Below are 12,486 nucleotides of genomic sequence, written 5' to 3'. Positions count from 1 at the left end.
GAGGGTTATTCAGGCAGTTCAATGGGGTTATAAGGTACGGAGAATGATTTCATCGATTTCATCGGGTTTCCATGTTTGTCGGTCACACTGACCTTTACATTGGGTGCCGTCGAGGCGATGAAACTCATCGGGTCTTTAGCCATCCGTTCATACATCCTGTTCAAGTTCTGGCGGGAAACCTTTTCCCTTCCTTTGAGATTGATCAGGATAGGTTTCGGAGTTTTGCATTGTTCTATCCCGGTACAGTTGAACGTATAGTGTTTCTTGTCGTCTTCCGCTTTGATTATCAGTCCCGGCAGGCCGAACAGTTTCCAGGGACCTTCCGAAACCGGAATTTCCATAGTATACCAGGCAGTATAGTTTCTGCCTTTAAAATGGCAGGTAGCCTTCTGGCAGGAATAAGAAAGAATGGTGGCTGTATCGGGAAGAAGGGTCCATTCCGGCATTTCCTCTTTCTCCTCACACAGGAAATTGGTGGTTGCCAGGCGGTCGAGTGTCGTGACTTTACCTGCCGGGTAATGTTTGAATATCTGGTAAGAGATTCGGGAATTTCCGATTGCCGTGGCGTGTTGTAGCATGGTTTCCTTGGATGCACCTGCTTGGGCGTCGGCAATCAGCAACGAATCACTTACATAGAAATTGTAGCTGTAGCATTTGCTGTACTGTCTGCCGATTTCCAGCATCAGGGTTTCTTGGCCGGGTTTGGCGTCTTCCGAAACCGTATCTTGCAGGTAAGTCATCTCATATTGTACCTTGATGCGTTGGGTATCAATGGAGTCTTGGTTAAAGATGGAACCTGTGTCCACGACAAATATCTGTGCTTGTAAAGAAAGGGCATGGAATAAGCTGCCCATCAGACTGAGTGTAAGAACTAAAATCTTTTTCATAATCTTGCAGTTTTAAGTTTCCGATGCGGTAAAGGTAAATGGCAGTAGGGTGAATTTCCGGAAAAAGTTATTACTGAAATATTACCTTCTCCGATTTTAGGTAGCGGATATACCTTATAAATGGCGTAAGGATTCTATTTTTGTGGAAAAGAATTTGAAAAGATGGGAAAACAGATCAAACTGGTGTGGATATTGACAATCGTAACCGCCTTGCTGGTGATTGGCGGGCAGGTGTACTGGCTGTACCATCAATATACCTATACGGCGTTGGCCTATATGGCCCGGTTGAATGATACCCTGCTGGTGCTTCAGGACAGGAGCTTTACTTCGGCAATGGATGCCAACCATATTATCAAGATGGTTGATGCGAACCGTGTGATGCAAGATTCTGATCTGGTCAAGCTGGGGTATTCTCTGAGAGTGAATTTTGGGGAAGGGAAGGCTGAATCGTATGTCAGGTTCTCTAAAATGTATGATGCTGACTCGTTGGGAAATTTACATCTGGTAGACTCATTTGATGTCACTGGTTTGACTCTCGACGAGGTCGTGAATGCAAGTTTGCGTTATACTAAGTATGCAGACCGGCCGTTTGATCTGCATGCGCTGGATTCGCTCTTCGCCAGTCATCATATCCATGCGGTGGATTTGCAGTCGGCCAAACTTGATTCCATTCTTTGGAAGGGGACGTATGTGGCCGAGAAATCATGTATGAGGTATCGGATGAAGTTTATCTATCCCTACAATCCTTTTGTCCGCGATGCGGTGACAGGCTATATCGACCTGCCGACGAATCCGTTGTTGAAAGAGATGGGGTGGCAGCTGGTCGGTTCGTTGGTACTGATTCTGTTGTTGATTTTCTGCCTGATCTATCAGGTACAGACCATCCTGAAACAGTACAAACTGGATGAGCTGAGGAAAGGTTTTGTCAATACGATGATCCACGAGTTGAAGCGTCCGGTACAGACCTTGAAGATGTGCGTGGCGTTTTTGAACAACAGACGGATGCGGAAAGATGAGCAGATGATGGATGAAGTGGTGAAAGACTCCATGTTCGAACTTGATAATCTTTCGGCTTATCTGGTGAAGGTGCGCGAGATGACGCGGGCGGATGATGAACAGACCCCGCTTTCGGTGCGCTTGTTTAATTTGAGTGAGACCTTGGAGAAATTGTTGAGGCTGACTGTGGTTCCGGCCGACAAACATGTACGTTTTGAGACCCGTCTCACTCCCGAACCGTTGTGGATCACTGCCGATCCGGTACATCTCACGAATAGCATCAGCAACCTGGTGGAGAATGCCATAAAGTATTCGGGGAACGAAGTGTGCATTCGCATCAGTGCCTCGCTGGCAGAGGGAAGGCTGGTGATACAGGTAGCAGACAATGGCTTCGGAATATCTTCTCAGGACCAGTTGCATATTTTCGATAAGTTCTACCGTTCGGAACAGGTTATCGGCCGCAGCCTGCCGGGAATCGGTCTGGGGTTGAGCTATGTGAAGCTTATGGTGGAAGCCCATGGAGGGACTGTAAGTGTAGAAAGTGTATTGGGCAAAGGTTCCGTCTTTACCCTCGAGATTCCTCAATAAGAAATAAAGATGCATATGAAAAAACTGAAGATTCTTTTTGCCGACGATGATTTGAAGTATGCCATGATCCTGAAACGCTTTCTGGAGGCGGAAGGGTATGAAGTATTTTATGCAGGCAACGGACGGATTGCCCTGGAGCAGTATCCGGAGGTGAAACCGGACTTGGTGCTGCTGGATATCAATATGCCCGAAGTAAACGGATATGAAGTGGCACGGCAGATCAGGGAGCACGACCGGCATGTGCTGATTTTCTTTCTGACCGACCGCTCCGACAAGACAGACCGTCTGGAAGGATTTAAGGTGCGTGCCAACGATTATCTGGCAAAACCTTTTTATCCGGAAGAACTGACAGCCCGGATCCGGGAACGCTTCGGAGATGTAGACGACTCTGAGGATAAGGAAGTTTACCAGTTGGGTCATACCACATTCGATTATACGAACAATGAATTGCGCACCCAGGCCAATAAGGTGATGATTACTTCCCGCCAGGCAGAAATCCTCCGTATGCTGATCAAGAACAAGAACTCCGTGGTGAGCAGGGAGCTGTTGCTGGAGCATGTCTGGGGGGACGCTTCGTATGCCAATTCGTTGGCCTTGAACGTACAGATCACCTACTTGCGCAGGGCCTTGAAAGGAGATGCATCGGTCAGGATCGAATCATTGACAAAGAAAGGTTATGTATTGCGGGGATAGTTTTTTGTATTATCTTTGTAGGTACGATAACCTTATGGATTCTGTCTGGTTTGGCTGGTCAACTGTCGGTACATTCTATGCTGATTTTGCTTCAGGGAAAAATTTCAAGTTATTTCTGGAAAAGAACTTGAATTTCCGCGCAAAACTACAAGTTCTTCCGATAGAAACATCAAGTCCTTTCAGATGGAACTTCAAGGTGTCTTTAAGAAGATTTCAAAACGTTTTAGAATAACTGATATTATCGGATAAAAATGAGTCGTATAGCAGGTTTTCTGTATGGAATTATCACTTCGGTAACGTTTGGCCTGATTCCGCTGTTTACTTTACCGCTGATGCAGAAAGGTATGGAGTTCGATTCCATCCTTTTTTACCGTTTTATGCTCGCAACCTTTGCCCTTGCGGGAATGATGAAACTGAATAAGGAATCTTTCAGAATCAAAAGACGTGATATTCCCTGGTTTATGCTGCTGGGATTGTTCTATACGGCTTCGGCCATGTTCCTTTTCTGGGGATATGAGTTTATGGGAGCCGGAGTGGCTACAACCATTCATTTTACGTATCCGGTGTTTGTAACCCTGTTTCTTCTGCTGCTGTTCCGTGAAAAGGCATCGTGGGTGACTTATCTGGCTATTGTACTGGCTGTTTGTGGAGTGGCCAAACTGTCACTGGACGGCACGTCGTTCGGGTTCGATGCGATGGGTGTCGTTATTGTGCTGCTTTCGGCTGTGGGGTATGCCAGCTATATCGTTGCGGTCAACAAGTCGCATCTGCGTGATGTACCCAGCCGTAAACTGGCGTTTTATGTTTTTGTATTCACTACCGTTTTCTTTGCCGTCAAGGCAATGACCAACCAGGGGATACAGCCTATTCCCGACGGAATTTCTGTCATTAACCTGATTTTGCTGGCTGTGGTGCCTACGGTCATATCAAACATTACCTTGCTGCTGGCAGTCCGCAACATAGGAGGTACGCTGACTTCGGTGTTGGGAGCCCTCGAACCCGTTACGGCAGTCTGTGTGGGGGTATGGTGTTTCCAGGAAGCGTTTACCCGTCAGGAAGGTGAAGGTATCGTACTGATCATCATTGCTGTAATCATGATTATTCTTACAGACACTATCCGGCGGACTCTCTCGAATGTGTTCAGAAAGATCCGTCCACGTCATTCCTGACGGCGGAATCTTTTCCGGTTCTGTATTCCGGGTGTGTCATAGTGTGTGGTTCCGCACGTTTTTTGTGCGGATGCGCACAGGAACCGTATATCTGTTCTGCTTATAATATTCTGTTAATCATCGTGTTGTGAAAATGGTACGGTTTTTGAACGGATTTTTCATATAGATCTGTTTAAAGCAATGATTATGGACCGGCTGATTTTCATGATAGGACTGCTTGCCGTTTCCTGCCTTCTCCTTCCGGCACAGACGGACAAGCAGGTATTTACACTCGACAGAGCCATTACATTGGCACAGGAGCGCTCGCCCGAGGCGCAGGCTGCACGGCATACTTATCGGGCCGCTTATTGGAACTACCGTTCGTTCCGGGCCAATTACCTGCCTTCGGTTTCCTTGATTTCCAATCCTTATCTGAACCGTCAGATAAACAAGGTGACCCAACCCGACGGAACGGAACTGTTTATCCGCCAGAACCAGCTCAGTACCGATATGGGACTTGAAATAAGTCAGAATGTTCCACTGACGGGAGGTAACTTCTTTGTGCAGACTTCCGTACAGCGTATGGATGAACTGGGCAACGGGTCGACAGCGTATAATACCCAACCTTTCTCTATAGGCTACAGCCAGTCTGTTTTCGGTTACAACTACCTGAAATGGGACAAACGCATTGAACCGGTGCGTTTCCGTGAGGCCGGGAAAAGTTATGCGGAGACGCTGGAGCTTATCGCTTCGAAAACCTGCGAGCTGTTCTATCAGCTGGCAACAGCCCAGACCAACCTTGATATTGCCGAATCGAATTATGCTTCGGCCGATACCCTGTACCGTTATGCACGCGGGCGCTATAACATCGGGAGCATTACCGAAAACGAAATGCTGCAGCTGGAGGTGAACAGGCTGAATGAAGAGACCAACCTTATGCAGGCCCGTATGGAAGTGGAGGATGCCATGCTTACCTTCCGCTCTTTTCTGGGTATACGGGAAGATGTAACGATAGAAGTGTTGCCTTCCGACAGCATTCCTTCTTTTGAGATTGCGTTGGATGAGGCTCTACGGCAGGCATACGCCAACAGCCCGGACATAGATATGTATCAGCGTCTCCGCCTGGAAAGCCGGAGCCAGCTGGCTTCGGCACGGGCTTCCCGGGGACTGAAAGCCGATTTGTATCTGCAGTTCGGTCTGTCACAGACGGCAGACAAGTTCAAGGAATCGTACCGTAATCCGCTCGACCAGCAGTATGTCAGCCTTTCCATTGCTATCCCTATTCTGGATTGGGGACGAGGAAAAGGCAAGGTGCGTGTAGCCAAATCGCAGGTGGAACTGGTTGAGACCCAGGTGGCACAAGGGATAACCGATTTTGAACTGAATGTACGAAAGATGGTGCGTCAGTTCAATCTGCAGGGGCGTCAGGTTCTTGTAGCCGCCAAGACGGACCGTACGGCGCAGAAACGTTATGAGGTGGCTTTGCGTCTGTACCTGTTGGGAAAATCGACGATACTCGACCTCAATGCCGCCACAACCGAGAAAGATTCGGCCCGCAGAAACTACATGGCCGCCATGCAGACGTACTGGACTCTGTATTACGGCTTGCGGAGCATGACCCAATATGATTTCGAACACGACCGGCCGTTGTGGCATAATCTTCCGGCCGAACTCTAACCAAAAACAAAAATCAACGACTATGGATATCAAATTGAAGAAAAAACCGTGGTACATCCGTTACCGCTATAGCCTGATAGGCGGTGCAGTCCTGCTTGCCGGATTGGTTTATGTCATTGTGCTGGCAGCAGGACCCCGTCGGTTACGCATCAAACCGGAGAATGTGCAGATTGCTGAAGTACGTGATGCCGATTTTATGGAATATGTAGATGTGGAAGGCATTGTACAACCGATCATGACCATCATCGTCAATACCCGTGAAGAGGGAAATGTACATCGTATTGTGGCCGAGGAAAGCCGGTTGATGAAGCAGGGAGACACCATTCTGGTGCTTACCAATCCGAACCTGATGCGTGATATAGAAGACCAGCGGGATGAATGGGAGAAACAGCGTATTTCTTACCGGGAGAAGCAGTTGGAAATGGAACAGAAGAGTCTGACTCTGAAACAGCAGACGCTGGAAGCAGAATATGAATTGAATAAGATCCGCAAGAGCTATACCCTCGAAAAAGAAGAGTATTCGATGGGCATCCGTAGCAAGGCGCAGCTGGAGGTTTCGGAAGATGAGTTCAGGTACAAGACGGCATCTACCCGGTTGAAGCTGCAGAGCCTGCGCAGTGATTCGGCCATGACGGTTATCCGGAAAGAACTGCTCCGTAATGATCTGGAGCGGGAGTACAAGAAGATGGAACGTAGCCAGAACCGGGTAGAGGAACTGGTGGTACGTGCCCCGATTGACGGACAACTGAGCTTCGTGAAAGTGGCTCCCGGTCAGAAAGTGGTTGCCGGAGAAAACATTGCCGAAGTGAAGGTGATGGATCAGTTCAAGATACATACATCGCTCAGCGAGTATTACATCGACCGGGTTACCACCGGACTTCCTGCCACCATTTCTTACCAGAACCGGAAATATCCGCTGAAGGTTACAAAAGTGGTACCCGAAGTGAAGGACCGTATGTTTGAAGTGGATCTGGTATTTACGGACAGCCTGCCGGAGAATGTCCGCCTGGGAAAGAGTTTCAGGGTACAGATTGAACTGGGACAGCCGGAAAAGGCCTTGGTGGTTTCCCGTGGTAATTTCTACCAGCAGACGGGTGGAAACTGGATCTATAAGCTGAATGCCGACAAGACCCGTGCGGTGAAAGTTCCCATCACCATCGGCAGGCAGAATCCTGTACAGTATGAAATCACCGAAGGTCTGAAGCCAGGCGATTGGGTGATTACGACAGGATATGATAACTTTGGCGATGCGGAAGAGCTGGTGCTGTCCCAGTATTGATTATGGTTCGTTTCAGAGAATGATATTCTGCTGTTTGCCAGCCATCCAGGCAGACAGGTTATTGAAAACGATTGCAGCGCGTGCTTCCATTGACTCGGCCGAAGCAAAAGCCACATGTGGGGTTACCAATGTGTTTTTACAATGTAGCAGAGGATGTGCCGTATCCAATGGAGGCTCGTTTTCGAATACATCGATTCCAGCTCCCGACAGACGGCCTTCGTTTAATGCTTTTGCCAACGCTTCCGAATCGACAACAGGTCCGCGTGCAGTATTAATGAGGTAAGCTCCCTGCTTCATGTGTGCGATACGTTCTGCATTGATCAGGTGTCGGGTTTCTTCGGTGAGCGGGCAGTGGAGTGAAACGATGTCCGATTCTTCCAGCAGTCTTTCAAGTGGAACGAACTCGATAAAGGAAGGTTCCTGTCCGGTAACGTGACGCTTGTTTCCCAGCACCTTGCATCTGAAGGCATGGCACAGCTCGGCAGTACGTGTTCCGATAGCTCCGGCTCCTACTATGCCCACGGTCTTTCCCCGGAGTTCACAACCTACCAGTCCGTCTTTTGTCTGACCGTTGCGGCAACGTTCCGATACCTGTGGAACATTACGTAACAGAGAAATCATCATGCAGAGTGCAAGTTCGGCTACTGCCTGGGTAGAATAGCCGGCAGCGTTGCTGACTTTGACACCTTTGGCACGTGCGGCGTCGAGGGCTATGTGGTCTACTCCGGTAAAGGCTACGTCTATGAATTTCAGCTTGTCGCAGGCATTGATGACTTCTGCCTTAAGGGGCATGTTGGCAATCATGATTACATCGGCATCCTTGGCCCTTTCAATCTGGATGGCAGGATCTGTATCTTTCGGGTATGCTTTGAAAGAATGTCCTGCTTCAATGAGCGGAGCCGTATATTTTTCGAGGGAAGCTTCGCTGATTCCTAATGGTTCGAGTAATACTATTTTCATGTTTGAAGTATTTTTTTGTTTGTCTATTAAGGCTATTATAGGGCAAATGTATGAAAAATAGTTGTTACCGGGAACTGCTTTGTTTGAATACATGGTGGGAATTTTGTGAAGTCTGGAAATAAATTGAATAAGTTAAAATTATTTAAAAATGGAGCGGGCTTTTCAGGTGTGTGGGTAAAAGGTAAATATAAATCTTTTTATCCTATACATTTGTAATTGAAATGTGAATAACCAAATCTAATGAGGAAAATGATGAAAATACAACAGATGTTGGCAGGGTGGTCGGGTTTTTTGCTGGGAGCCTTCTTTGTTACGGCCACTGCCTGTGCTTCGGAAAAGACTCAATCTGAAACTTCTTTCTTGAAACCGCGTATTGTAGTTCTGACGGATATTGCACCGGTGGATGTGGAACCGGACGATATGGAATCCATGGTCCGTCTGTTGGTACATGCCGATTTGTATGAAATAGAAGGACTGATAAGTACGGGAGGCTGGAACAGCAGTGGTAGAGCATATCCGACCGATTGGATGGATAGTCTGAAGATAGCCATCAATGCGTATGAGAGGGATTTGCCGAACCTGATGAAGCGCTCAGGCCAGACAAGTTTCCTTCCGGCAGATCAGGAATCCCAGAAACAGTCTTTAGGCTACTGGCCGAGTCCTGATTATTTGCGGAGCCGTACTTTATTGGGAAGCCTTGAACTAGGAGTTGGAAAGTTGGGTGAAGGGAATGATTCTCCCGGTAGCGAATTGATTATCCGGTTGGCCGATGAAGAGGACGACCGTCCTTTGTGGATTACCGTATGGGGTGGGGCAAATACCTTGGCACAGGCTATCTGGAGGGTAAAGCATGATCGTACAGAAGAAGAGTTCCGTAAGTTTCTCCATAAGTTGTATGTCTATACCATTACCGATCAGGATGTGCCTTGGGGTGACCGTGGAAATTATGCCTTCAGTTCTCATCAATGGATACGCAAGACCTGTGGAAAAGATATTCATTTCATTTGGGATGAAAGTGCATGGCTGACCCAGAACAGTACGGGAAGCAGTAACTGGAAGGAATATGCTACCCATATACAGGGACATGGAAACCTGGGCAAGATCTATCCGAAAAACAAGTATGGAGTGGAAGGTGATACTCCTTCTTTCCTGCATGTGTTTCCCAATGGGCTGAATGATCCGACTATCCCCGGGCAGGTAGGTTGGGGCGGATATTTCCGGTGGGGTTTGTCGTTTGACGGGCAAACCGAATGTTATACCAATACTGATCCGACGGTTAAGGCTGTTTCACAGAAATACGAGAATTATTTCTATCCGGCAACGTTCGCCAGTTTTGCAGCCCGCATGGATTGGGCTGCTGAAGGGAAAGGTAACAGGAATCCTGTAGTGGTGGTGAATAAGGAAAAAGGTCTGGCGCCGGTTCTTGTATCTGCCGGGCCGGGTACAGAAATCAGGCTGGATGCTTCGGGAACAACCGATCCGGACGGTGATGCCTTTACCTGCCATTGGTGGGTCCTTCCTGAGGCGGGGACTTATGCAGGGAAGGTTGAAATCCTGAAATCCGATGACAGTTGCGCCACTTTATGTGTGCCAGAGGATGCGGCAGGGAAACAGATTCATGTAATTTGTGAAGTGACGGATAAAGGGGTTCCTGCGTTGAAAGGGTATCGGAGAGTCATTGTCCAGGTTGCGGAATGATAGACATAAGAAGATTTGTGCTGAAAAGGATAGTATGACAAGGCTGCCCGTATTATAAGGGCAGCCTTTTGTATATCAGAACCATTTTATTTTACGGAAAATTACGAATGCTAAGGCCGATAACAGGACAGAGCAGAGTACGATGAATGAAAAGGCATGTGGCATTTCGTCTACATGTACATCTACGTTCATCCCATAGAAACTTGCAATCAGGGTTGGAACCATCAGGATGATGGATATGCTGGTCATACGTTTCATGATGGTGTTCACGTTGTTGGAGATGATGGAAGCGAATGCATCCATTGTTCCCGTAAGGATGTCACTGTAGATATTCACCTGATTATGTGCCTGCTTCAGCTCGATGATTACATCTTCGGTCAGTTCTACATTCTGGTAATCCTTGTCGTTGAATATGTTCTGGAGCTTGCCTATCATTACTTCGTTCCCACGGATGGAGGTATTGAAATAGACCAGACTTTTCTGCAGGTTCATCAGGCGTAGCAGGTCTTCATTACGTATGCTCCGTTCCAGTTCTTTTTCGGCATGGTTCACTTCATTATAGATTTGCTTCAGGTATTTCAGAAACCATACGGCCGATGAATAGATGAGGCGGAGAATCAGTTCGTATTTGTTGCGTACGTTAATCTCTTTCTTGCGGGTATGTTCGATGAAATCAGGAATCATGTCTGTGGAGTGGTAACATACTGAAACGGTAACTTGGTTGTTGGTTATGATTCCGATAGGAACAGTTGTGTAAGGAACCTTGTTTCCTTGAGTCTGCATAGGGATACGTAGGATGGTAAGCAGCCAGTTCCCCTCGGTATCGGTACGAGGACGTTCGTCTGTGTCGGCAATATCCTGTAAAAAAGATTCGGGTACATTCAGTTCTTTGGTCAGGAAATCGAAATCTTCCTGTGTGGGACATTCTACATTTACCCAGCAGTTAGGAAGCCAGTCGGCTTTTTCCACAAAGCCAGCTTCGCAGTAAAGATACTTTCTCATATGCGTTACTCCTTTCTTTTTGCGCTGTCTAAGAAGTAACGGGATGAATCAAATCTCGCTACTTCTGTAGAAGCAGGTTTTTACTGTATGTGTGCGTTCGCGAGTTTGAGTCGTCCATATATAATTGTTTGTTTGATTCCGGGCACAAAAAAAGTTCGTTCTTGAGAAACGAACTCATTTTGCTCTTCAGGTTGGACTTGAACCAACGACCCTCTGATTAACAGTCAGATGCTCTAACCGACTGAGCTACTGAAGAATTTGTGAATATGTTTAAAAAGTTGCTCTTCAGGTTGGACTTGAACCAACGACCCTCTGATTAACAGTCAGATGCTCTAACCGACTGAGCTACTGAAGAATTGCAATCTGAGTTCTATTAAGCTCTTCAGGTTGGACTTGAACCAACGACCCTCTGATTAACAGTCAGATGCTCTAACCGACTGAGCTACTGAAGAAGGTTTTTCTCAATTGCGACGCAAAGGTAGTAGGATATTTTGAAATATGCAATATCTTTGCAAAAAAAATAGCACATAATGGATAAAATTATAGGAATTGGCAATGCTTTAGTCGATATTTTGGCTCCGATGGAGAACGATAAGCTTTTAGACGAACTGGATTTGCCGAAAGGAAGCATGCAGTTGATAGATGAAGACAGGTTGTTGAAAGTCCGTGAAAAGCTGGCGGCAATGAAGACGCAGCGTTCAAGTGGCGGTTCGGCAGCCAATACGGCATATGCTTTGGCCAATCTGGGATCTAAACCGGGGTATATCGGTAAAGTGGGGGAGGATGAGATGGGAGAATTTTATGAAAATACACTGGAGAAGCAGGGGGTGGAAACCCGTTTGCTGAAGTGCGGTCTTCCTTCGGGGATTGCCTCGACTTTTATCTCTCCGGATGGTGAACGTACTTTTGCCACTTATCTGGGAGCATCGGGGACCATCTGTGCCGATGATTTGTCGCGCTCCATGTTTGAGGGCTATTCCTATTTATATATAGAGGGTTATCTGTTGCAGGATCATGATCTGGTACTTCGTGCCATCCAGCTGGCCAAGGAGTCCGGTATGCAGATTTGTCTGGATATGGCAAGTTATAATGTGGTGGAGTCGGAGCGTGCTTTTTTTGATCAGCTCATCACCAAATATGTGGATATTGTTTTTGCCAATGAGAGTGAGGCTCGTGCCTATACGGGAAAGGAGCCGATGGAGGCGCTTCAGGAGATTGCATCGAAATGTAGTATCGCCATCGTAAAGACAGGAAAGGAAGGCTCTTTGGTAAAGAAAGGTACGGAGTTTATCCAGGTTTTGCCTCACCCGATAAAGAAGGTTGTTGATACCACGGGTGCCGGAGACTATTATGCGGCGGGTTTCCTCTATGCGTTGACCAGCGGGTATTCACTGGAGAAGTGTGCGCAGATCAGTGCGATTGTAGCCGAGGCCGTAATTCAGTCGGTAGGGACAAATCTTTCAAAGAGGAAATGGAACGAAATAAAGTTAAATATTGATGAGGTTCTGCAGGCATAAGCAGAATAATATGTTTATTTGTATAAGTTAAATGGATTAAA

10 protein-coding genes and 3 tRNA genes are annotated in these 12,486 nt (G+C 47.1%); 7 read left to right on the top strand and 6 right to left on the bottom strand.

Annotated elements, in window-relative coordinates; genetic code table 11:
* Positions 1-5: 5 nt before the first annotated feature.
* Positions 6-887 (bottom strand): GLPGLI family protein, encoded by an 882-nt coding sequence (locus BQ7489_RS11950; RefSeq protein ID WP_072531185.1) that lies wholly within the window; start codon positions 885-887, stop codon positions 6-8.
* Between the two features lie 162 nt (positions 888-1,049).
* Between BQ7489_RS11950 and BQ7489_RS11945 the strand changes: the two genes are divergently transcribed.
* From BQ7489_RS11945 to BQ7489_RS11925, 5 genes are all read left to right on the top strand, one after another.
* Positions 1,050-2,471 (top strand): sensor histidine kinase, encoded by a 1,422-nt coding sequence (locus BQ7489_RS11945; RefSeq protein WP_072531184.1) that lies wholly within the window; start codon positions 1,050-1,052, stop codon positions 2,469-2,471.
* Positions 2,472-2,486: 15 nt separating this feature from the next.
* On the top strand, positions 2,487-3,164 hold the full coding sequence (locus BQ7489_RS11940) for a response regulator transcription factor (RefSeq protein WP_072532170.1): 678 nt from the start codon (positions 2,487-2,489) through the stop codon (positions 3,162-3,164).
* 251 nt (positions 3,165-3,415) lie between these two features.
* On the top strand, positions 3,416-4,333 hold the full coding sequence (locus tag BQ7489_RS11935; RefSeq protein WP_072531183.1) for a DMT family transporter: 918 nt from the start codon (positions 3,416-3,418) through the stop codon (positions 4,331-4,333).
* Between the two features lie 186 nt (positions 4,334-4,519).
* Entirely contained in the window at positions 4,520-5,989 is a 1,470-nt protein-coding gene (locus BQ7489_RS11930) for a TolC family protein (RefSeq protein WP_394334070.1), read from the top strand.
* Positions 5,990-6,011: 22 nt separating this feature from the next.
* Positions 6,012-7,268 (top strand): permuted SH3 domain-containing protein, encoded by a 1,257-nt coding sequence (locus BQ7489_RS11925; protein WP_072531181.1) that lies wholly within the window; start codon positions 6,012-6,014, stop codon positions 7,266-7,268.
* Between the two features lie 12 nt (positions 7,269-7,280).
* Here BQ7489_RS11925 and BQ7489_RS11920 read toward each other — a convergent pair whose 3' ends face one another.
* Complete coding sequence (locus tag BQ7489_RS11920) at positions 7,281-8,228, bottom strand: 2-hydroxyacid dehydrogenase (protein ID WP_072532169.1); 948 nt, start codon at positions 8,226-8,228, stop codon at positions 7,281-7,283.
* A gap of 249 nt (positions 8,229-8,477) precedes the next feature.
* Here BQ7489_RS11920 and BQ7489_RS11915 point away from each other — a divergent pair, with 249 nt between their 5' ends.
* Complete coding sequence (locus tag BQ7489_RS11915; protein WP_204352753.1) at positions 8,478-9,926, top strand: DUF1593 domain-containing protein; 1,449 nt, start codon at positions 8,478-8,480, stop codon at positions 9,924-9,926.
* 75 nt (positions 9,927-10,001) lie between these two features.
* Here BQ7489_RS11915 and BQ7489_RS11910 read toward each other — a convergent pair whose 3' ends face one another.
* From BQ7489_RS11910 to BQ7489_RS11895, 4 genes are all read right to left on the bottom strand, one after another.
* The gene (locus BQ7489_RS11910) at positions 10,002-10,928 is read right to left on the bottom strand and encodes a magnesium transporter CorA family protein (protein WP_072531180.1); all 927 of its coding nucleotides are present in this window, start codon (positions 10,926-10,928) and stop codon (positions 10,002-10,004) included.
* A 182-nt stretch (positions 10,929-11,110) separates the two neighbouring features.
* Positions 11,111-11,184, bottom strand: a tRNA-Asn gene (locus BQ7489_RS11905).
* Between the two features lie 25 nt (positions 11,185-11,209).
* A tRNA-Asn gene (locus BQ7489_RS11900) sits at positions 11,210-11,283 on the bottom strand.
* A gap of 23 nt (positions 11,284-11,306) precedes the next feature.
* Positions 11,307-11,380: transfer RNA gene (locus BQ7489_RS11895), tRNA-Asn, on the bottom strand.
* A 78-nt stretch (positions 11,381-11,458) separates the two neighbouring features.
* Between BQ7489_RS11895 and BQ7489_RS11890 the strand changes: the two genes are divergently transcribed.
* A complete protein-coding gene (locus BQ7489_RS11890; RefSeq protein WP_072531179.1) occupies positions 11,459-12,445 on the top strand; it encodes an adenosine kinase in 987 nt (328 codons plus the stop codon).
* The last annotated feature ends 41 nt before the right edge of the window (positions 12,446-12,486 follow it).

Origin of the sequence: Bacteroides ilei (genome assembly GCF_900128495.1) — a bacterium.
GTDB classification, from domain to species: Bacteria; Bacteroidota; Bacteroidia; order Bacteroidales; family Bacteroidaceae; genus Phocaeicola; species Phocaeicola ilei.
The sequence above is the reverse complement of the archived record's forward strand: the minus strand, read 5'-3'. Positions and strand labels throughout refer to the sequence as shown.